This is a genomic window from Flavivirga aquatica (assembly GCF_001747085.1).
In the GTDB taxonomy this organism is placed as follows: Bacteria; Bacteroidota; Bacteroidia; order Flavobacteriales; family Flavobacteriaceae; genus Algibacter_C; species Algibacter_C aquatica.
In genome coordinates this window covers 239,282-262,665 of the sequence record NZ_MDJD01000034.1, presented here as the reverse complement: position 1 = coordinate 262,665, position 23,384 = coordinate 239,282, and the positions used below count along the sequence as shown (strand labels likewise).

18 protein-coding genes and 1 pseudogene are annotated in these 23,384 nt (G+C 31.3%); 10 read left to right on the top strand and 9 right to left on the bottom strand.

Features of this window, described 5'->3' with window-relative positions; translation table 11 throughout:
• Positions 1–338: 338 nt before the first annotated feature.
• Positions 339–5,411 carry a glycoside hydrolase family 48 protein gene (locus tag A8C32_RS07380; RefSeq protein WP_069829795.1) on the top strand — a complete coding sequence of 1,691 codons (5,073 nt, stop codon included), beginning with the start codon at positions 339–341 and terminating at the stop codon, positions 5,409–5,411.
• 139 nt (positions 5,412–5,550) lie between these two features.
• On the opposite strand, the gene A8C32_RS19885 is transcribed toward A8C32_RS07380, so the two are convergent.
• The gene (locus tag A8C32_RS19885; RefSeq protein ID WP_083253284.1) at positions 5,551–5,817 is read right to left on the bottom strand and encodes an integrase core domain-containing protein; all 267 of its coding nucleotides are present in this window, start codon (positions 5,815–5,817) and stop codon (positions 5,551–5,553) included.
• 1,484 nt (positions 5,818–7,301) lie between these two features.
• On the opposite strand from A8C32_RS19885, the gene A8C32_RS07370 reads away from it, so the two are divergent.
• From A8C32_RS07370 to dmpI, 8 genes are all read left to right on the top strand, one after another.
• Positions 7,302–8,255 (top strand): DNA alkylation repair protein, encoded by a 954-nt coding sequence (locus A8C32_RS07370; RefSeq protein WP_240491708.1) that lies wholly within the window; start codon positions 7,302–7,304, stop codon positions 8,253–8,255.
• A gap of 61 nt (positions 8,256–8,316) precedes the next feature.
• A complete protein-coding gene (locus A8C32_RS07365; protein WP_069829794.1) occupies positions 8,317–8,742 on the top strand; it encodes a VOC family protein in 426 nt (141 codons plus the stop codon).
• A 545-nt stretch (positions 8,743–9,287) separates the two neighbouring features.
• Entirely contained in the window at positions 9,288–9,758 is a 471-nt protein-coding gene (locus A8C32_RS07360) for a Crp/Fnr family transcriptional regulator (protein WP_069829793.1), read from the top strand.
• A 596-nt stretch (positions 9,759–10,354) separates the two neighbouring features.
• Entirely contained in the window at positions 10,355–10,756 is a 402-nt protein-coding gene (locus tag A8C32_RS07355) for a hypothetical protein (protein WP_069829792.1), read from the top strand.
• 200 nt (positions 10,757–10,956) lie between these two features.
• On the top strand, positions 10,957–11,880 hold the full coding sequence (locus tag A8C32_RS07350) for an L-tyrosine/L-tryptophan isonitrile synthase family protein (RefSeq protein ID WP_205635380.1): 924 nt from the start codon (positions 10,957–10,959) through the stop codon (positions 11,878–11,880).
• A gap of 10 nt (positions 11,881–11,890) precedes the next feature.
• On the top strand, positions 11,891–12,724 hold the full coding sequence (locus tag A8C32_RS07345; RefSeq protein WP_069829790.1) for a TauD/TfdA dioxygenase family protein: 834 nt from the start codon (positions 11,891–11,893) through the stop codon (positions 12,722–12,724).
• A complete protein-coding gene (locus A8C32_RS07340) occupies positions 12,721–14,199 on the top strand; it encodes an FAD-binding protein (protein WP_069829789.1) in 1,479 nt (492 codons plus the stop codon). The genes A8C32_RS07345 and A8C32_RS07340 overlap by 4 nt, the downstream gene beginning before the upstream one ends.
• Positions 14,200–14,610: 411 nt before the next feature.
• Entirely contained in the window at positions 14,611–14,808 is a 198-nt protein-coding gene (gene dmpI, locus A8C32_RS07335) for a 4-oxalocrotonate tautomerase DmpI (protein WP_069829788.1), read from the top strand.
• Between the two features lie 194 nt (positions 14,809–15,002).
• Here the strand turns inward: dmpI and A8C32_RS07330 are convergent, their stop codons facing one another.
• Positions 15,003–15,803 carry a nuclear transport factor 2 family protein gene (locus A8C32_RS07330; protein ID WP_069829787.1) on the bottom strand — a complete coding sequence of 267 codons (801 nt, stop codon included), beginning with the start codon at positions 15,801–15,803 and terminating at the stop codon, positions 15,003–15,005.
• A gap of 162 nt (positions 15,804–15,965) precedes the next feature.
• On the opposite strand from A8C32_RS07330, the gene A8C32_RS07325 reads away from it, so the two are divergent.
• On the top strand, positions 15,966–16,661 hold the full coding sequence (locus A8C32_RS07325) for an HAD family hydrolase (RefSeq protein ID WP_069829786.1): 696 nt from the start codon (positions 15,966–15,968) through the stop codon (positions 16,659–16,661).
• 216 nt (positions 16,662–16,877) lie between these two features.
• On the opposite strand, the pseudogene A8C32_RS21060 reads toward A8C32_RS07325, so the two are convergent.
• The 7 genes and pseudogenes from A8C32_RS21060 to A8C32_RS07295 all read right to left on the bottom strand — a co-directional run.
• Positions 16,878–17,122, bottom strand: a pseudogene (locus A8C32_RS21060) (IS1595 family transposase); the annotation flags it as partial.
• A gap of 72 nt (positions 17,123–17,194) precedes the next feature.
• Positions 17,195–18,220 carry a Gfo/Idh/MocA family protein gene (locus A8C32_RS07320; RefSeq protein ID WP_069829785.1) on the bottom strand — a complete coding sequence of 342 codons (1,026 nt, stop codon included), beginning with the start codon at positions 18,218–18,220 and terminating at the stop codon, positions 17,195–17,197.
• 7 nt (positions 18,221–18,227) lie between these two features.
• On the bottom strand, positions 18,228–19,484 hold the full coding sequence (locus A8C32_RS07315) for an MFS transporter (RefSeq protein ID WP_069829784.1): 1,257 nt from the start codon (positions 19,482–19,484) through the stop codon (positions 18,228–18,230).
• Between the two features lies 1 nt (position 19,485).
• Entirely contained in the window at positions 19,486–20,886 is a 1,401-nt protein-coding gene (locus A8C32_RS07310; protein WP_069829783.1) for a four-carbon acid sugar kinase family protein, read from the bottom strand.
• A 2-nt stretch (positions 20,887–20,888) separates the two neighbouring features.
• Complete coding sequence (locus A8C32_RS07305) at positions 20,889–21,521, bottom strand: cyclase family protein (protein ID WP_069829782.1); 633 nt, start codon at positions 21,519–21,521, stop codon at positions 20,889–20,891.
• Positions 21,522–21,527: 6 nt separating this feature from the next.
• Entirely contained in the window at positions 21,528–22,574 is a 1,047-nt protein-coding gene (locus tag A8C32_RS07300) for an isocitrate/isopropylmalate dehydrogenase family protein (protein ID WP_069829781.1), read from the bottom strand.
• An 18-nt stretch (positions 22,575–22,592) separates the two neighbouring features.
• Positions 22,593–23,216 carry a GntR family transcriptional regulator gene (locus A8C32_RS07295; RefSeq protein WP_069829780.1) on the bottom strand — a complete coding sequence of 208 codons (624 nt, stop codon included), beginning with the start codon at positions 23,214–23,216 and terminating at the stop codon, positions 22,593–22,595.
• Between the last annotated feature and the right edge of the window lie 168 nt (positions 23,217–23,384).

The following is a 23,384-nucleotide window of genomic DNA, read 5'->3' as shown; positions in this document are numbered from 1 at the left end:
AATTACCACAATATTATTACCATATAATTTACTTACTTATAAATAACATTTAATTTTCTCTATATGCTTTTACTTCTACCAAGCTAATTCTCAATTATCGTAAAAAAAAGCTAACTTTTTGTAAGTATAGTATTATTCATTCTTTTGAATATAAGGTATTTTTGCTATTAATATGATTCATTTTTTAACTCTTAAGTTAAAAAATGAATCATATTAATGTTAAAAAAATACTGTTTAACCAACAATGATCTAACATAAACTTTTATTAATTCTACCTAAAAATGAATAATTATACACTTAGTACTAAGTGTATTTAACAAATCTAAATTTTAAATGAGATGAGACACAACCCATTAAAACTATTTTTGCTATTAATAGCAATTAACATTAATCAGCTAACTGCTCAAAATTTTAATTATGGAGAAGCACTACAAAAATCGTGGTTCTTTTATGAAGCCCAGCAATCTGGTGAATTACCCAGTTGGAACCGCGTAAAATGGCGAGGAAATTCTGCCCTTAAAGACGGCAGTAATGTAGGACACGATTTAACTGGCGGATGGTACGATGCTGGAGATCATGTTAAATTTAATTTTCCAATGGCATTTTCCACTACTATGCTAGCTTGGGGAATCATTGAATATAAGGATGCTTATATTCAAAGTGGACAACTTGATATAGCAAAACGAAATTTACGTTTTGTATGCGATTACTTTGTAAAATGTCATACAGCTCCAAATGAACTATGGGGTCAAGTAGGAAATGGAGGCTTAGATCATGCCTATTGGGGAGCTCCAGAAGTTTATCCTCCAGCAAGACCCGCTTACAAAATTGATACCTCCGCTCCAGGTTCAGATTTGGCTGGAGAAACAGCAGCAGCCTTAGCAGCCGCTAGTATTGTTTTTGAAGATGATCCAGCATATAGCAATTTACTTAAAAGGCATGCTATTGAACTTTATAATTTTGCAGACTCTTATAGAGGAAAGTATTCTGATGCTATTACAGATGTAGGAGGATATTATAGGTCTTTTAGTGGTTACCAAGATGAATTAGTTTGGGGAGCTGCATGGTTATATAGAGCCACTAATACACCTTCTTACCTTACCAAGGCAGAAACTGAATATGCTAACCTTAGTAATCAACAAGGTGAGAATGTAAAAGCATATAAATGGGGAATCGCATGGGACGACAAATCTTATGGTTGCTACGTACTAATGTCTCAACTTGTTGGAGATGCACAATACATGACAGATGCAGAGCGTCATCTAGATTATTGGACTAGTGGATACAATGGACAGAGAATTTCTTATAGTCCAGGTGGACAAGCTCACTTAACAGAATGGGGTTCTTTACGTCACTCATCCAATACAGCTTTTTTAGCTTTTATATATAGTGATAAAGTAAACACTTCTGCTGCTAATAAAACAAAGTATCATGATTTTGCTGTTAAACAAATTAATTATGCATTAGGAGACAATCCTATTAACAGAAGTTACATGGTTGGTTTTGGTAACAATCCAGCTAATAATGTACACCACAGATCGGCACATGGTCCATGGGCAAATACTTTAATTGATCGACCAGTACTACCAAGTCATATATTATATGGCGCATTAGCTGGTGGTCCTGCAGCACCTAATGATCAATTCGTTGATGACAGAGGTGATTTTAAAGCTAATGAAGTTGCTTGCGATTATAATGCAGGACTTACAGGTGCTTTAGCTAAAATGTATTCTCAATACGGAGGTGCTCCATTATCTAACTTCCCTATTCAAGAAACTCCAACACGATCTGAGGTTCGTACCATAGCAAAATTCAATAATAATAACCAATATGGAAGTACTATTAGGGTTTTAGTTCAAAATAGAACTGCTTGGCCAGCACGTATTACAGATAAATTATCTTTTAGATATTTCTTTGATATTTCTGAAGGTATAGCTGCAGGAAAAACTATTGCAGATTACGACATTCAACTAAACTCGGTACAAGGAAGTAGTTCTCTAACAATAAATCAATGGAATGGTTCTGTATATTATGCAGAAGTATCTATGCTTGGTGAGCAAATAGCACCAGTTGGAGATCCTCAGTTTAGAAGAGAAGCGCAACTGAATATTAGAGTGAAAAATGGTACGCCATACGACATATCTAACGATTGGTCTGCGGCTGGACTTAATAATTCTTCAGATGTAGAGAGTATTAATATTCCAGTATATGATGATGGTGTATTAGTTTTTGGAAATGAGTCAGATGGCACACAAGTCCCTACAAACAACGCTCCTGTAGCATCTCTTACAGCATCAACAACTAATGGAATAGCTCCTCTTTCAGTAACTTTTACCGCTTCTGGAACAGATGCCGATGGAGATACACTTAACTATACAATTAATTATGGAGATGGTACCTCTGGTACAGGAGCCACTTCTAGTCATACGTATACTACAACTGGAACTTATACTGCAATAGTAACTGTAAGTGATGGTAATGGTGGTACAGATACTGCTTCGGTATTTATTAATACAATTGGTAGTACAAATCCTCCAGGAGGTGACTGTACTTTTGGTACACCATTAGCAACTTCGCTTAGTACTATCAAACAATCATATAATCATATTCACGTACTTGGTAGCGGTGGTCCTAATCTTGATAACGTTCACAGATTTACTATTAATTGGAACTTAAATAACAATGGTTTATACCAATTCTCGTTTAATACCAACAACGGGCAACCTAGTTGGTATGTAAATTTATTACCTAAAATCACTAAAAACCTTAATTCTGCGCAACCTGAGCTTACAATAAGTGGCTCTGGAATTAGTGGACTTGATGGTAATTATTGGGTTACAAAAGATGGTAGCAATTTTGCTATCGTATCTAAAACAGGGAGTCACAGTATTTATTTTAGTGATTCTGCTACAGCTCCAGATTGTGGTGGTTCGACAACAAATACACCGCCTGTTGCAACCTTAACAGCAACACCTACTTCTGGTACAGTTCCTTTGGCAGTAAACTTCACAGCTTCTGGTACAGACGCCAATGGAGATACGCTTACTTATGCTATTGACTATGGTGATGGTACTTCTGGTACAGGTGCATCTACTAGCCACACATATACTACGGCAAATACTTTTACTGCTACTGTAACTGTAAGTGATGGTAATGGTGGTACAGATACCGCTTCTGTATCTATCACTTCTACTGGTAGTATTACACCTCCACCACCTACAAACAATGAATATATTGATCGTTTCGTAGAAATGCGTAGCAAATTCTTAGATCCTGCTAATGGTTATTTTAGTCCAGACGGATCACCTCACCATTCTATAGAGACATTAATAGTAGAAGCTCCAGACTATGGTCATGAGTCTACATCTGAGTTATATTCGTATTGGTTATGGTTAGAAGTCATGAATGGTCGTGTTACTAACGACTGGTCTCCTGTTGCTAACGTATGGGATAAAATAGAGGAATTAATTATTCCTACTAAAGCAGATCAACCAACAAATAGTGCTTACAATCCTAGTTCACCAGCAGGATATGCTGGCGAACTTCCTTTACCACAGAACTACCCTGCTCTACTTAACCTAAGCGCTCCAGTTGGTATAGACCCTGTGTCTCCAGAACTTACAGCAGCATATGGTGAAGATATTTATCAAATGCACTGGTTATTAGATAATGATAACTTCTACGGTTATGGAAATCGTGGAGATGGTGTTAGTACCCCATCATATATTAATACCTTTCAAAGAGGACCACAAGAATCTGTTTTCGAAACAGTACCGCACCCATCATGGGAAGGCTTTAATTGGGGAGGAACAAATGGGTTCTTACCTATATTTATAGATGATAATAACTACGCAAAACAATGGCGTTACACAAGTGCTCCAGATGCAGATGCAAGAGCTGTACAAGCTATGTATTGGGCTGTAGAATATGCCAAAGAACAGGGTACAACTATCGATGGAACATTATTAAATAAAGCCACAAAAATGGGTGATTATTTAAGATTATCCATGTTTGACAAGTATTTTAAACCTATGGGCGTTCAAAGTGCTACTTCTGGGGCTGGAACAGGTTACGATAGTGCACATTACCTAATGTCTTGGTATGTTTCTTGGGGAGGAGCCACCGATACTTCTGCACCTTGGGCTTTTAGAATTAGTTCAAGTCATTGTCATTTTGGATATCAAAATCCAGTTGCAGCCTATGCGATGTCTCAACTAAATGAATTCGCACCAAAATCAACAAATGGAAAACGTGATTGGGGAGATAGTTTAGAAAGACAAATGGAATTCTACCAATACCTACAATCTAAAGAAGGTGCTATAGCAGGTGGAGCTACAAATAGTTGGAATGGTGATTATAGCACTTACCCTTCTGGAAAGTCTACTTTCTATGATATGGCATTCGATACTAACCCTGTTTATCTTGATCCAGGAAGTGGAACATGGTTTGGATGGCAAGCTTGGTCTATGGAACGTGTAGCTGAATACTATTATATTACCAACGACCCTACTGCAAAAACACTAATGGATAAATGGTCAACTTGGGTTGAAGGAATCGTTCAACTTGTTGGTACAGATGATTTCCTAATTCCTGCTGGATTAGAATGGACTGGAGAACCAGATACCTGGAATCCCGCAAGTCCTGGTGCTAATAACAACCTTAGTGTAACAGTAACATCATACAATACAGATCTTGGTATAGCGGCCTCAACAGCAAAAACTTTAATTTATTATGCTGCAGCTACTGAAAAATATGGAACTCTTGATAATGGAGCAAAAACATTAGCAAAAGAAATTCTAGATAGAATGTGGATTAAATATAGAGATTCCAAAGGTGTATCTTCAACAGAAATTAGAGAAGATTTCAACAGAATGTTTGATCAAGAAGTATACATTCCAGCTGGATACTCTGGTGTTATGGCAAATGGAGACCTTATTCAACCAGGAGTTAGTTTCCTCGATATTCGTTCTAAATACAAGGATGATCCAGAATATGCTAGATTAAAAGCAGCATACGATGCTGGAGAAGCTTTTACACAAAACTACCACAGAAGTTGGGCACAAATAGAAGTTGCATTAGCTAATGCAGAGTATGGCTTCTTTTTTGGGGAAGATTCAGCCAAATCTTCTGAAAAAGTTCAAACTGAAACTAAAAATAATACTATAAGACTATATCCAAATCCTGTAAATCAATCTAAAAAAACTACGGTAACTATTGAGAGTGATTCTAGTTTAAAAGGAGCCCACATTAATGTAGTTAGTTTAGTTGGTAGAACTGTAAAATCTATAACTGTTGATACAAAAAATTCAAAATACCAGTTATCAGTTGACGCATTACCTACAGGGATGTATATCGTAACTGTAACAACTAAAATAGGTGAAAAACATATCCAAAAAATCGTTATTGAATAACGAATAAACAATTTATTTAAAATTTTATTTGAATTTTAAGTCTAAAAGAGAGAGGTATATAAAATACCTCTCTCTTTATTTCTATTAGTTGACTAGTCCTGAAATAGCGTTACAGTTTTTAGATTAGTTTAAAAATAATTTAAAAACTGCAGAGTTGCAACTCTTCAGTGTTTTTTCTTTTATATGATCTTGGTCTGATTTCATTCTGTTTATGCATTTGTTCTGGTGTTAGCAAATTACAGGATAGATGCGGTCTTTTAGTATTGTATATTTTAATACTTTGAGCTACTATTTTCCTCATCATATTTATATCAACCTTATCCGTATTCATTAAAAATTCATGTTTTAAGATACCATTAATGCGTTCTGCTATGGCATTCTGATAAGGATCATATTGCTCCGTCATGCTACAGTTAAATTTGATTTTACTAAGTTGTTTTTGATAATCATTACTACAACTGTAGCCCTCTATCGGAATGATGTATCAATGCTTCTTTAGGATAGCTTCTATTATTTATAGCTTGTTTTAAAGCCTTAATAGAACTATTTGTTTCTAGGGTATTGGATAACATAATATCCTAAAATCTTTTTAGAATAAGCATCTGTAATCAATGATAAATACATCGGATTTTGTCTAGTCCCTATATATGTGATGTCTGATACCCATACCTGTTCCGGTCTGACGATATCAATATCCTCTATCTGGTTCTTGTGCTTTCTAAAACGATGATGGGAATTGGTGGTCAGGTGATAGCTCTTCTTAGGTTTTATAAGCATATGGTTGGCTTTTAGAATAGCAAAGATACCTATCCCTTCCAACTCCTAACTCTCTTAGAGGTACCTTTAAAAGATGGTACAACTTGCGAGCGCCTATTCTGGGCATCTCCATACGCACCTCTCTAACCAGTTCAATGACGTTGTCTGCTGTAGACTGTCGTTTATCTCTAGAACGAATAGCTCTGTAGTGCACCTGCCTACTAATCCCAAGTAACTCACAGGTCGATGATATACTTTCTCTATAATTTGATTTAAACATATCGATTACTTGGGATCTGAGTTTTTGCTAATTGGGATATTAACTTAATCGATCGTTTTTTTCAAAGCAAGTAACCAAAACTGAATTTTTGTTCAATTACAATTCCAACAATTGGGTGGATATGTCTACCGTGTAGGTATTGACGAAATCAAACAATGGATCATTAAATATAATAAGCAAAACATAATGCCTGATTATGAAATAATACCAAAATTATTGATTTTCAAGAAAGAATAACCATTGTAAAAATTCAAATGGGTTGGGCTTTAAATAAAAAGGGGTACGATTATTTATTTCTTATAAAAACAGAAAATACTTGGTTAAGTGATAAAATTATATGGTAACGTACACATTGAAATACTAGATCTTATCAAGATTCTCGATATACATAGTATAATAATAAGAAAAAACCTATTTCAAAGAAAAATTATAGTAGATATATTTCAAAAAAACTAACTCTACAAAAGATAATCAATGGATGGATTTAGTATATTGGACAAGTATACAAAATGCAAAAAAATCAGCAATCATATATTAAAAATAATCTAAGGAAAGTGTACTTTAAAATGATAAATCAAAGCACCATAAAATTTGATCGTTTCAATATCGAAATAGATACAGAAAGATAAAATAATTAAATCTCTTTTTTAATAATATCAATTATAATACTTGAAAAGGGTTTTAAGCAACTATAATAATATATTATGGCAGAATTATTCAAAAACGTATATAACTAAACCTTTTTTAATAAATTTATAACTTCCGTTAAAGAGATTATACCAAACTTTAATTCGACATTATTTTTAACCGAAATATATAATGATGAATGGAATAACAAAGAGTTAAAACAACGCATGCGACATATATCAATTGTGCTTAACAAATGCCTATCTGGTAATTATAGTAAGAAGGCTAATTTAATATTGCAAATTATTCAACAATTACAAAAAATTAAATTTAAAGAAGATAGGCTTGAGTTTATGTTTTTTCCAGATTTTATTGAAGTCTATGGCATAAAGGACTACGATATATCAATAAAAGCATTCGAACAAATAACACAGTTTACAAGCTGTGAATTTGCAGTGAGACCTTTTATTATTAAATATCAAGATAAAATGATTGAAGAAATGAAAAAGTGGTCAAAGCACAATTATTCAACAGTAAGAAGATTAGCTTCTGAGGGTTGCAGACCTAGGTTGCCTTGGGCAATGGCTATTCCAATGTTAAAAGCAGATCCAACTCCTATCCTACCCATTCTAGAAAATCTAAAAAATGATCCATCTGAATATGTAAGAAGAAGTGTAGCTAATAATTTAAATGATATTTCTAAGGACAACCCTAAAACAGTTATTAATATTGCAAAAAAATGGCTAGGAAAAACAAGAGAGACAGATAAACTTGTTAAACATGCTTGCAGAACGCTTTTAAAACAAGGAAACCAAGAATTAATGCCTCTTTTTGGTTTTGGTTCTATTGATAAAATAAATATAACCTACTTTAAAATAATTACTCCTAAAGTTAAGCTTGGAGCTTTTTTAGAATTTAAACTTAATAATCTAAGTAACTTAAGTTCAAAAATAAGACTTGAATATGGTTTGTATTACCAAAAAGCAAATAGTACATTATCTAAAAAAGTATTCAAAATAAGCGAAAAAGAATATTCAAAAAATTCGACAACATCGATTAATAGAAAACAACCTTTTAAAATTATAACGACACGGAAATTTCATTTAGGCAAACATCAATTATCCATAATAATAAATGGAAAAGAATTTGAAATATTAGATTTTGAATTAATAAAAAATTAAATACAATTTTGATTCTTAAGCTATCTTATAGGCATCATTTTTAATATAAATATCAATTATCATGGAACAACGATTAACAATTATAGGTTTAGGCGTATCAAATTTAAAACAACTAACAGCATTTTACGAAAACAAGTTTGGTTGGAAAAAGACTAAAGCCAGTAATGAATCCATCTCCTTTTTTCAATTAAATGGTATACTCTTATCACTATACCCACGTGAAAAATTAGCAGAAGATGCTGGTATTAGCTCTAAAGGAAATGGATTTAATGCCTTTTCTTTAGCTTATAACACCAGAACAAAAGAAGAAGTCGATATAATGATTGAAACCTTAGAAAATAAAGGAGTAAAAATTATAAAAAGACCTCAAGAAGCATTTTGGGGTGGTTATAGTAGTTATGTAAGTGACCCAGATAATAACCTTTGGGAAATCGCTTTTAATCCATTTCTTTCTTTAGATGAAAAAGGCAATATTCTTGATGAATAAAAAATTTATACCTATCTAAATTAGCATTCTTTTTTAACTCCAAAACATAAACCATCTAAATTGATTCAATTATTATTTCAAAGTCATTAGCTTAGTCACAAAAATCTGCAAGAATCTTTTATTCCGTTTTAATTTGTTAAATTTTTACGTCTCTATATACTCAATTAGTAATATTGTATCATTATCTATAGACAATACTCAATAAACAAACAGTACATAAAATATATTAAAAAAACTTGAACCACATATTTTATTGAATATGTAAAAACAATATAGACATTTAATTAATAGCTTTTCTTTTACCTAGGAAGAAGTAAAAACCATTGCTTCTTAAAAATTAAAAAATATTTAATCTGTCATAACCATTGGATCATCATGTTTTAACAAATTAAAACTTTTTAATAAGTAGCTAAATTCTTATTTTTGCTCATAAAATATAAGAATTTAGCTATAAATGAAAGTTTCACCTTCTATCTATAATAAAGTTTACTATTTAATTAGTTTGGTATTTAATCTAAAAAATAAAACTCGAATTAAATAACAAAATGAATATCATAAAAGTTAGCAAAGGAGAAATAATACAGAGAAGTGGTGATTTAAATACTAAGATTTATTTTGTAAATACTGGTTTACTAAGAAGTTATACAATTGATGATAAAGGCAAAGAATATATTTATCAGTTCGCACCTGAAAAATGGATAATTGCAGATTTATCGTCTCCAACAGAACCTTGCCAACTCTTTATTGATGCTTTAGAAAATTCTGAAATAACTGTTATTCAAAAAGACCCACAGATTAGTTTTGTTGACGAGGTTAAGTTAAAAAATAGAATGAAAGTACTACAAAATAGAATCATTATGCTAATGAGTTCTTCAGCTTTAGAGCGTTATATACATTTTCAAGAAACTTATCCAAATATTGTTCTCCGTACTACTCAAAAAATGGTGGCCTCTTATTTAGGAATTACTCCAGAAGCACTAAGTAGAGTTAGGCATAAAATATCACAAACTAAGTAACAACATCACTATATTAAATTATATCAATTTGATTTTAAACATGTTATACGTTAATTAATTTTTGTTTTTAACAGCATCAGGAGCATACGAATATATTTCTTCATTCTTTTTTTGATGCAATTTTGATAATTTTTTCATTTCACCTTGTTTTCCGAGAAACAAAAAATCTTCTTCAAAGTAGAATAATTATTCATTTAAAGTATTCATGTGGTTATAAATCATTTATAGTTTTTTCATCAAAAAAAGTAATTATTGACCTACATCAATGCGTAGGAAAACAAAAAACTAAACCTTTGTCTTAAATAAAAAAATAAATTTTATGATTCAACTAAAAACTATAAAAGGGATAACAATTTTAATATCGACTATGGGATTAGAACCATAATATAAAATAACCTATCCACATGACAAATATTTGATGGTAACACTCCTTACTCTTAATTGATTCTTTATTCAGATTTTTATTTTCTAATTAAAAAAAATCTTAAGACATAGGAAAAAACCTATAAGTTAGAAACTCAGAAATTAATGTTTCATGCTTATTAGCTTCTTTTATTTAGAAATAACATTATAAAATATTATTTATCAAATTAATTATGATAACAAAAAAGCAAGCATCTGCCTATATTTCCCTTCCTACTTTTGTAACAGCAATTACTTTTGCTTATCTACTTGTAAGTATAGCATTCATTCCTTATTTACATAAATTATCTAGTATAGCAATTCAAAAATGTTTGTCTTATACATCTTCACAATTTCTGTCTTTAATTGATTTATTATCTATAATAACAATGGTAAATCTTTTTAAAACAAATCAGAAAGAGAAAAAATCAATTAAAAAATTATGGTTAACAACGCTTGTAACTCTACTAAATTATCAAGCCTTTAACTTTATATTACATAGCTTAACATACAATTCTACATTGCAATCTCGAGCTAATAAAATTATAGATAACACTCGTTCTTATTCTTTACTAACATTACATGAAAATAGTTGAATTCATACAAGGTTCAAACTATCAAATGGTAATTATAAAAGATGTTAATGTTAATCCAAAGGTAAATAGAGTTCACCTAAGTTTTCCATGTTAATAAAAACCCCAAATAAATTATTATGAAAATTTTAAACAACAAACAAAGTAAACCTATTGATTTTGATGAAACTTTAAGTCTAGCTAGAGATATTCTGACTAAAGTTTTGAAATTTCGGAGAATGGTAAATCCTGAAAATAGCTGTGATTCTGCAACTTGTCCAAAATGTCATAAGCCCCATATAGATAAAGTTTCTAAGGCGATTATGCAAAAAAAGAAAATTACATTTGTCTTACCTGCATTTCCAGGAAAATCTCCTAACCCAGCAAAAGTTTTAGGATACCTTCCCGATATGGCAGAAAGACAAGCCCTCAAATTTTTAAATAATCTCTGCAAACAAATTCAAGAAATTTACGAACCAGGAGCAGCTGTCATTATATGCTCAGACGGTAGAGTTTTTAGCGATGTAGTAGGGATTTCTGAAAAACATGTAACGGCTTATCAAGCTGAAATAGATGATATTATTAAAGAATTAGATCTAACAGCTCTTTCTACTTTTAACCTCGATGATGTAAATGTTAACAATAACTTTGATCAAGCCCGTATCGAACTTGTAGATAGTTACGGTCAAGATTTGGACGGTTTAAAAGATAGAGTAAAAAAAGGAGGAACAGGATCAAACAGTCCAGAAGAGGTAGAGGCTAATCGTATGTATTGTGGTCTTACACGTTTTCTAGTAGAAGATTTAATGCACCCTGAACAAACAAGGTCTAAAAGTTCTATTCAAAAAGAATGTAAAGAAAAAGCCTATTTAGCAATTATAAGAAGTAATGCTTGGACAGATTTGATTGCCGAAAAATTTCCTGAAGCCATTCGTTTATCCATTCATCCACAGATCTGTGGTTCACAAAAAATTGGAATCCAGCTCCTAGGTATTGAGACATGGACAACTCCTTGGCATGCAGTAGCAGTAAATACGGGTAAAGAATTTATACTAATGAAGAACAAAGAAGCTAAAAAATTGAACACAAAATTAGTACAAGATGAAAATGGACGTTCAAGTCACTATGAACTTATTTCACAGAATTAAAGAATAGAATATGAATTTTAAAATAACAAAATTAAATCCATTCGGTCTATTAATAGAACCCGTTAATGGAAAAGAGGATATTCGAGATTTAGATACAGATGAATTAAAAGATATCTTATCTAATGAACATATAATTTCTTTGAGAGGGTTTAAAAGCTTTGATAGTGCCGAGGACTTTTCTGAATATTGCGAGAAATTTGGAGAAATTAGTTTATGGCCTTTTGGAAAAGTTTTAGAGCTTGTTGAGCATGACAACCCCAAAGACCATGTTTATGACAATACCTATATGCCTCTCCACTGGGACGGTATGTATCGAAAACAAATTCCTGAAATCCAAGTGTTTCATTGTGTAAGCGCTCCTGGTATTTCTAATGGAGGAGGAACAACTTTTACCAATACAAAAATGGTTTTGGAGAGAATTCCAAAAAATGTTCGAGAATATTGGGATAAAGTAACTTGTATTTATTCGCGAAAAATGGAATATTATGATAGTAAAACTATTGCTCCAATTATTAATAAACACCCTGAAAAAGATTTCTCTGTAATTCGTTACTGCGAAACACCTAGCCAAGATGACGGCTTTATTAATCATCCTAGTTTCGAACTCAAGGGCATTCCTAAACAGGAGGCTGGTGATTTTATTAAAAATCTAAATAATGCACTTTATAGCCCTGAAAATTTATACACGCATCAATGGAAAACTGGTGATATCGTATTTACCGATAATTACACGTTATTACATGGTCGAGAGCCTTTTACTAAAGGAGCTCCTAGACATCTCAGACGCGTACATATACTAGGAAAAACGCCGCTGGATAATCCTCATTTAATATATACCAAATGATAACAAAAGAAACTGATATTTTTATTGTAGGAGCTGGTCCTGTTGGACTAGCTTGTGCTTATCTAGCTGAACTTTCAGGATTAAAAACAATTATTATAGATAAATCTGAAGGCCCGCTAAAAGTAGGAAGAGCAGATGCTCTTAATGGAAGAACACTCCAATTACTTGAAGTTGCTAATCTTTTCGAAGAACTGTATCCTTTAGGTTTGCCTTGTAATACAAGTTCAATATGGGAAAATGGAAAATTTGTGTCTCGTCAATCTTCTTGGTGGGATGAACTCGAAGGTTGTTTTCATAAACATTTTTTGATGTTGGGTCAATCATTTGTAGAGAAACTCTTAGATGAAAAACTTAACGCACTTAATGCTTCTGTATTAAGACAAACAACATTAGAAGATATTCTAGTTACAGATGAAGGATGTATTAGTATACTTTCCAATGGAGATGTAATAAAATCTGATTATCTTATTGGATCAGATGGTTCTCATTCTTTTGTTCGAAAACACTTTAATGTACCTTTTGAAATTACACGTCCTCAAATTGTATGGGCAGTAATCGATGCTGTATTGGATACTGATTTTACAAAGGTACCAGAAATCATTGTTTTCCAAGCAGAAACGTCAGATGTTGCTTGGATTCCAAGAGAAGGCAATATTGATAGATTTTATGTTAGAATGGATCGAAAAGATTTTACCATAGAAGACGCTATGGAAAGGGTTAACATCGCAATGTCTCCATATATAGTCAAGATAAAAGAACTTGTTTGGTTTTCTCAATTTTCTGTAAAAGAATCTGTTGCAGAGAAATTTCTCATTCAAGATCGCGTCATTCTGGCTGGAGATGCTTGCCATATTCACTCGGTAAATGGAGGTCAAGGTTTAAATACAGGGTTAGCTGATTCATTTAACTTAATTTGGAAATTAAGTATGATAAAAAATTACGGTGCTAATAAAAGCCTGCTTAACTCGTATGAAAATGAAAGAAAACCAATTGCTTTAAGTGTAATTCAGAGTTCCGGAGAGCTTGTACGATCTACAAAGTACTCAAAATCAGGAACTCACGCTAAAGATTATGTTGAAATTGTTGAGAAGAGAGCTGGAAATATTACAGGTATGGGAATTCGCTATAGCGAGAAAGGATTAGCAGGAACAAGAGTTTATGATATCAAAGTGAACAAAGGAAAAGAGAAAAATAGACTTTATACGCTTCTTGATTATACTAAGTTCACGCTTCTTTATTTTAGTGATCAAAAAATAGATTTGGAGTTACCCGATTTTGTAAAGTTAATACAAATTCACTCAAATGACTCGAAACATGAACTTTGGACTGAAAGTGAACACTACAAGAATCAAATCGTTTTAGTTAGACCAGATTCTTATATCGAATCTTTAGGACCACTAAGCGAAACAGACTCCTTAATTAAAGACTTTCTTTCTAAGTATTCTAAACCAGAAGTAGAAGTTAATCTTAGTTAGGCATTTTTATTAAAAAAACGTGTATTGGGGTTTAGTAAAAGCTCAAAAAGAATATAACTTTATCCTCTTCTAATTTTAACAGATCATATAATAGAGAATAAAGTTATATTCCAGAAGGAACAGCGTACTGTTTTTACTTTCAAAAAAAGAATAAATTAGAAAGAAACAGTTTTGATTGAAATATAAATATTATACAAAACATATAACTCATCTTGACTTTTTGTTTTTAACTGAAAATGAATTGAAGTTTGTTCAGATTAAGCACTTTTTGAAAACAACATCGCTACGTTTAAAAAAAGTAATGAAATATCAGCAAAATTTCAGACATTTTTTAGGAAATAAAAAAGTCAAGATAAGTTCATATAATGAAATCGAAGAATATAACTAAAAACTTAATAAAATATAAATAATATGCCATACATTTTATTTGAAACAAGTAAACTTGAAAAAGAAGTTAAACAAAAACTAATTGAGAAATTAACAGAAACATCAGCAGATATTACAGGTATTCCTAAAGAGTTCTTTTTTATTTCAATAAATGAACTTCCAGATGATGATATAGCTATTGGAGGAAAAACTGTAACAGAAATGAAGAAAGAAAAAAAATAAACTCAAATTAGGATATGAAAAATTAATAATATAGTACAAGTTTAAAATTAGCATTATTCATAAAACCCTTGAAAATTTTATAGTTTCAAGGGTTTTTATGAATTATGTTTTTACATATCTTGCTTATTACAATTCATCTTTCCAAAAAAAATAATACAAAAAACAAGGAGCCATATCCATATAGAACAAGCTTATTAAAAGTTAAACATTGTATTATTATTAGCGAGGTTTTGTGTTGGGATATCTTCATAAATATTCCAATGTGCTGCAATTTTTCCTTCTTCTAATCTAAATAGATCATATAGCACAGAGTTTTTTCCTGAGAGTAGCCCTTCACTAATAGAAAGCACAAAATTTCCTTCTCCAAAAACAGCATGCTGTTTTTTATAACGAGGAAAAAGTGAATCATCTGGAATAGCTTGAATAAGACCTTTAATCCCGTCTGTTAATAGTACATTATGTTGGTGAAAATCAGCATGAAAAAATTGTGGTAGGGTATCTACTATTTTTTCTACACCTTCATTAATTAGCTTATTAAATAACGTATTGATTTTAGACTTATTACTTTCCGTTTTATTTAAATCTTTTACCTCAGTCTCACCGCTAAGTAAAGACCTACCAGATATATTAGAAGAAGCCATTTTTGTCATAACATTCCAGTGCTCGGCAATTAAACCATTCTTATCAAAACGAATGATGTGAAAAGCAGCCGTTTCATCAAAACCAAAAGGAACTGCATTTGTCCATTTATGATGCATGATTATGTACTGACCATCTTCTAACATACGAATATTTTCAATCTTACTACCATGCATTTTCAGCTTAGGTAGCATAGAAATAAAAGCAGTTCTTCCCGACGGAACTTTTGGATTGTGTTGGATATAGTTTTCATGAACCATTTTCTTAATAGTTGATTCATTATACTCGCTAACAGCAGTATGATATGCTTTAGCTTTTTCTTTATTATTCATTTTCTTTTCCTTTATAAATATCATCTTTTTATGTAGTAAAATTACTATTTTAAACAGTAAAATAAAGCTAATTATTTAAAAATTTAGAAATAAAATCATACTTTGTTAAAACTAACAATTTAACATCAAAAGTATAATTTCACATAGACAAAAGTATCTATCTTTGGATAGTAAAAAGAATAGTTTATGTTGATAAAAAAAAAATACGAAGGAATAATTTTTGATTTGGATGGAACGCTCTTAAATACTTTAGGGATATACACTCATATCATGAATGAGCTTATGAAAAAAAATAATTTTCCAACTCATACAATAAACAGTTATCGTGAGTTTATTGGAAATGGAACTAAAAATCTTATAACACAATCAATTCCAGTAAAACATAGAAATGAAAAAGTTATAGAAAATTTACTGAGTGAATTTTGTTTGATGTATGAAAACATGTATACTCAATATTCTGAAATATATACAGGTATTTTAGATCTTTTAGAAGAGTTACAATCAGCTAAGATACAATTAGGTTTGTTATCTAATAAATTTCATGATTTAACGCACAAATGTGCTAAGCATTTTTTCTCAAATATTAAGTTTAACCATATTATAGGTCAATCAGATATGCACAAAAAACCTGATCCAAAAGGAGTTTTGGATATTTCACATTCGCTCAAAGTTCCCTTAGATCGATTGATATTGGTTGGTGATACAGAAGTAGATATAATAACTGCCAAAAATGCAGGTATTGATAGCATAGCCGTTACTTGGGGTTTTAGAAATGAAGAAGATTTGATTACCCTATCTCCTAATTATATAATAAACACTCCAAGTGATTTAAAAACTGCTTTTTTGACTAATAATGCGAATCAAGAATTGAATCTTAAATAATATTGAATGCCAGTAAATTATATTTAAATAAATTCAAAAAATTAAAATATATCCTCATAACTCGAGTCTCTTCTCCCATTGATTCGTTTTAGTATTGAAGTAACATTCTTAATAATAAATATAATTAAGAATGTTACTTCAAATAATTTTATTGAGTTATACGCTTAGCTTCTGTTTTATATCCTTACAATATATAGTTTTGGCTCTGACGATTCTTTATATAGCTTTATAAAAAATACTTTGTTTAAACTGAGACCTGTTTATTCTAAAATAAAACTCATTAAAACAAGCTTGGATATGCCACTTACTAACATGTGTTAGTATAACTCTTAACCAATATTTGAGTTGTATTATTCAATGTGCAATTCTTTAAAGTTTTTTCTTTAACTACTCAACTCTTGTTCAATACTATATTTTGCTTTTAAGAGGTGATATTCTCTCGATTTATCTGTAATAACTCTAATATAATGATATTGCTGGCTAATTTCCATTGCTTTTATAACTTTTTGTATAAAATACCTCAATATTGTATCCTATAAAACAACAGGTAAATTAAGCTCCGCAGATTTATAAACAGCTTCTTGTGTTATTAATGTTTTTAAATAATCTTCACCACTAGTTTCAAAAGGATCTCCAGATATTAATTGGTTAATAACATCACGTTGAAAAATATAACAACAGTCCCCAGCAAACCCAATATCATTATGGATATAATTATGTTGGGTTTCTAACTCACCTAGTTTTTGAATCGTAATTTGTCCTCCAGGATGTAAACGAATAGAGCCTTTAGAACCATCTATTAAATACTCACCAAACGTATATCTTTTAGTTTTAAAATTATTTTCGTTATAACGATTGGCATCCCAAATAGCATGCGCATTATTCTCGAAATTAAGTATCATCAGTCCAGAATCTTCACCTTTTATAACAGGGTTTAGTCTTTTAAGCATCGCATAAACACTTTTCACTTCTCCTGCATGATAACGAAATGTATCTATAAAATGAACACCTGTTTCATAAATGAGTAACTTTTTGTAATCTCTAAAATAAGGCTGTCTTGCTAAATAAGCATCTTCTCCCCAGCCATCTCCCATACGGGATCTAAAATTTAAACTAAATAAATCTCCAATAACACCATCATTTATAATGTTTTTTATTTCTCTATGCCAAGGCTGAAACCTGAAATTCTCATGAACTACAAACCGTACGTCTTTTTTAGATACATAGTCTACTATTTTTTGAGATTCTTTAAAAGTTGGAGCTAATGGTTTCTGACAAATAATATGTACACCATGATCTGCGGCAAAAGCACACATTTCAAAATGAGTTTCTGGAGGCGTTATAATATCTACAAAATCTGGTTTTTCTTTAAGGATCATTTCTTTATAATCCGTATAATGTTTTTTCACACTATAAGATTCCATAATACCTTTAGCTCTTTCCAAATTTAAATTGCAAAGCGCAGTAATTTCTACTTCAGGAATGCGTGTCCAAGCTTCATATTGAAACAAGCTAAAATAACCAGCTCCTATAGCTACTCCTTTTAATTTTTTCTTCATAAACTCCTTAACTTATTTCTTTAGTAGAATCCATAAATAACCAACATACTATAGCAATACCTCCTAAAAGTGCAGCAACATAAAAGAATGGCTCTTCAGATCCTGTCCATTCCATTAAGTACGGAAATGCTAATGCTGTAGAAAAAGACCCCAAATTACCAGCCATATTCATCATTCCAGAAACCTTTCCTGAGTTCTCTTTTCCTATATCAATACAGAATGACCATGAAGGACTCAATGTCATATCTGCTCCAAATATAGCCACCGATAAACATAAAACAGCACTTAAAGCAGTTTCCATATATAAACTTGATAAAATTCCAATTACTACAAGACTAAAACCTGTTATTGCTGGAGTCTGTCTTGAAAGTTTCCACTTGCCTTTTTTATAAATTACATCAACAGTAAAACCAGATACCCAATTCCCTACTGCTCCTGCTAATAATGGAAGCATAGCATAAAATCCCGTTGTTACTAAATTTAAATTATATTTTGTTTTAATATATGGGAATAACCAAGTTAACATAAAAAAGAAAATAAAATTACTTCCAACATATTGAATCATTGCCAAAATCACATTTTTAGATTTTAAAATTTGGCTTAAAGGCAATTCTACTATTGTACTTTCTTCTTTTTGCTGACGGTTTTTTACTATATAATTTTTTTCAACATTAGATATACCATTATGATCTTCTGGTTTATTTCTAAAAAGAATAAAAAACAATATAGAACATAATATACCTATGGCTCCAAAGAAATAGAAAATAGTCCTCCACCCCCAAGCATCAATCAAATAAGCAACCAAAGGAAGAGCAAATGCAGCACCAAGCCTAGAACCAGAAAAATTTATACCTTGAAAAATACCGCGTTCTTTTAAAGGCACCCAAGAATATGCCGCTCTAGAAATATTAGGAAATGCACCAGCTTCACCAGCTCCAAAAACAAACCTGAAAAAAAGCATAGAAATATAATTCCATGCTACCCCAGTTAAAGCCGTAAAAATAGACCATAGCACCATTATTGTGGTCATAACTTTACGCACACCATATTTATCTCCCAAAGCACCTCCAGGTACTTGAAATAATGCATAACCTAATGCAAAAGCACTTAACACCCACCCCATTTGAATATCGGTAAGATTTAAATCACCTGTAATGGAATCCTTTGCAGACGAAATACATACACGGTCAATGTACAATAACAATGTAATAAAAAAAGAACCTGCGAAGAAACCATATCTTCTGGATGGGATGCCTATACTCATATTATATTAGTTTTTGTATTAATGTTAAAAGTGATTTTCCATGCCCTACATTTCCTGGAAATACGATATATAACAATTTAGGAAACTTTGTTTCTTCTCCCATTTCCCAAACAGGGATACCCGCTTCTATTTGGCCTAAAACTTTAGAGCGTTTCATACCTAATCCCTTTATAGCTAAATCATGAGACGTAATACCTCCCTTTGCTAATAAATATTTAGGACGTACTTGTAAACCTTGAACTAAAGTGACCAAGGCATTGGATACTTTTGATGCTATATTTATATTAGAGTATGCATCTTCTCCAGTTACTATTTTACGACTAGTGTAAACAATAACATCAATTCCCTTCTGTAAACTTTCATTTATTTTAGAAATAATGGATATTAAATATAAACTTGATTCTTTTCCTAATACGCGTTCTACATCTACTTTAATAATACCGTTTTCATTATAACTCGCTAAAGCGTAATTGAGTTGTACTGAAGATTTATGGACATAAGAACCTACAATAGTTAAACCTCCCCCCTTATCACTTACATTTATTAAGTTTTTTAAAGTTAGTAATGGTTTAGATTTTAAGCCAATGTAAGATGGCACAAACGAACTTGATGTTCTATAAATAATAGTTTTTCCTAATTTCTCAGCTAATAATAAAGCGTGCGATACTTTATCTAAATCATTATAATTTAATGTGTTTGAAATACAAAATGATCTAGCCTGTAAAGTCATGATTTCATTACAAAGCGTTAGTACATTTTGACTTCTAATAACTTCTATTGGTAATGAAAAAACTTCTGAAGCTTTTATTCTTCCTTCTGTTTTTTCTTCTATCCATTCTTTTAAATTTGCTTTAGAATATCCAAAAGTATGATCTCTAGAAAATGGTGTTTCATTTACAGGGGTTAATACATCTTCATTAGCAACATAATGTGTATCATTAATTGTTACTCTACCGCCTTCGAACATAACTGGAATAAAAACGGTAATAGCTTCATCAAAATCCCCTGTTTGTTTAACTTTTTCTATTTCTGAAAAATGACCCCGTAATGTTGAATCGCTTCTACTAATAATTGTAAACTCTCGGTTAACAAGCTTTGAAGCTTTCGAAATATTTTCTATAACTTCTTTATAAATATTTAATGATTCTTCTTCGGGTAAACTTCTTGAATTTGTAAGTAAAAAAAATACAGGTGTTTCGCTTTTAAACTCATTAATTATAGCATCCAAATCCCACTGCGTTAGAAGCGGAACATCATAAACCGTTTGATTACCTGTTGGATCATCATCAATAACCACACAAGTTCTATTTAATTCTTTAAAAAGAATACGATTTGAACTTCTATAGTTAAAAGTATCTTCTTTAGGAAGTTCATTTAATATATTAGATAAAAGTATGCTCATGGTTATTTTTCTATGGCTATAACTCTAGCTGGCGCCCCATCTCCTGCTCCTACTTTTAAGGGCAATGCTATTAATTTGACACAATTAGATTTAAGCTTATCAATATTGGTAAGTCCTTCAATAATAACGACCCCTTTTAGCAAGATTTGATGAATTTTAGTGACTTCATCTATATTATTAACATCTGCTACAGATGGCGGCTCTACACCTATCATTTTCACGCCATTTTCGAGACACCATAAAGCAAGTGTTTCACTTACTCTTGGTAATTCATCTCTATATTTGGACGTATTTATATATTGAGACCAATCTGTCCAAAAAATAAGGCTATCACCAGAAGTAAATTTGTCTTGAATAGCTTGTGGAATATGTTCTGGATTAATCAATCCCTTTGCTCCTATATGGCGTACATCTATAACCCATGCTCTACCCACAAAGTCTGAAACCGGAATTTCATCTATTGTTTGATTGCTTACATTAAAATGAATAGGGGCATCCATATGCGTACCACAATGCGAATAAAGCGTTAATGTACTCGCATTCCATCCATGTGTGCTAATGGTATTACTAATCTTTTTTGAAAAACCCGTAAAACCATTAGTATAAGTTAATGTAAGATCAATAATAGTATCCATTTAAATCTATAGGTTTTTAATTACTGCATCTGCAACATCTGAAGTACTTGCATTACCTCCCAAATCTTTAGTAAGCGCGCCTTCTAAAGTACTCTTATCAATAGCTTCCATAATGTTATTAGCAGCTTCAAATTCATCTAAATGCTCTAACATAATAGCAGCAGACCATATTTGTCCATAAGGATTTGCTATATTTTGCCCAGCAATATCTGGAGCAGAACCATGAATAGGTTCGAACATAGAAGGAAAATCTTTTTCTGGATTAATATTACCACTACCTCCAAGACCTAGACTTCCCATTATCGCTCCGCCTAAGTCACTTAAAATATCTCCAAAAAGATTTGTTGTTAGTACCACATCAAAAACCTCTGGTTTTAAAACAAAACTAGCTGTAGAATTATCAATATACATTTGGTCATGTACTACATCTGGATATTGAGTTGCTACTTCTTTAATAACACGATCCCAATAAGACAAACTATTAATTAAAGTATTAGATTTTGTTATATGTGTTACTTTGTTTCGTCTTTTTCTAGCCAATTTAAAGGCATAATGAGCAACTCTTTCTATTCCTTTTCTAGTAAAAATACTTGTATCTAAGCCCATACCATTTGCTTCATCTGGTAAGTACTGTCCACCCATTTGCACAAACTCTCCTTCTGTATTTTCTCTAACAATAACAAAATCTATGTGCTTTTCTGTTCTTAAAGGCCTTTGTACTCCAGCATAGGTTCTTACGGGTCTATAATTTACATATTGATCGAAACTTGTACGTACTTTAAAAGTATAATCTTTAGCAGGAAGCGTATCATCGACAGCAGGTAAACCTACAGATCCAAAATATATAGCATCAAATTCTTTTAGTGTTTCTAACCCATCTTCTGGTAAAAACTGTTCGTTTTTTAAATAATAGCCAGCACCCCAATCGAAGGTTTTTGAAGTTATATTAAAATTATGTTTTTTAGCAACTGCCTCTAAAACTCTATATCCTTCTGGTACAATTTCATTTCCTATACCATCTCCTGGTACTACTGCAATGTTATAATTCTTCACTTTTATTGTTTTAAATATTTATTGATCTAATAATAATGCTCTTGACTTTTTAATATGCTCCCTAGCATATTGTTCTGCCCTATCTGGATCCTCTTCTTCTATGGCATTAATAATTTTAAAATGTTCTTCCAAAGTTTCTTCTGGAGGCCTTACCAAACCGTGTCCTATTACTTTTTCATGAATATTACCAAAGAAATATATCTTATCTAAAGGTTCGTTTCCTGTAAGTTTTATTAATAATGAATGAAATTTTTCATCTGCTTTAGAGTACGCATCTATATTTATTTTTTTATGTGATGAAAATGGATAAAAACATGCTTTAAGGGCTTCTATAACTTTAGTATCTTTAGACAATGCTAATAAACGTGCAGCCATACCCTCTAAGGCTTCTCTACACACATAAATATCAATGATTTCTTTCTTACCTAAAGCACGTACATACATGCCTCTTCTTGGTATACTTTCTACCAAATATTCGTTTTCTAATGCTAATAAAGCCTTCATTAAAGGTGTTCTACTTACACCAAGTGTTTCTGCTATTTTTTCCTGTATTATTTTTTCACCTTGTTTAAGTTCTCCGTTAAGAATCATTTCTTTCAATTTCAAATAAATAGGTTCATTAAGATTCTTGTATTCTATCATATTTACACACATTACATTTTGTATACAAAATACAAAAATAGACTTTTATATTAAATACACAATTATATTTTGTTTTTGATACTTATTATAACCTACTATAGGTTAATTATTTATAGATATAAAATAGTCTTGTAAGTTAAAACATTCCCAAAACAAGATTTTTTTCTT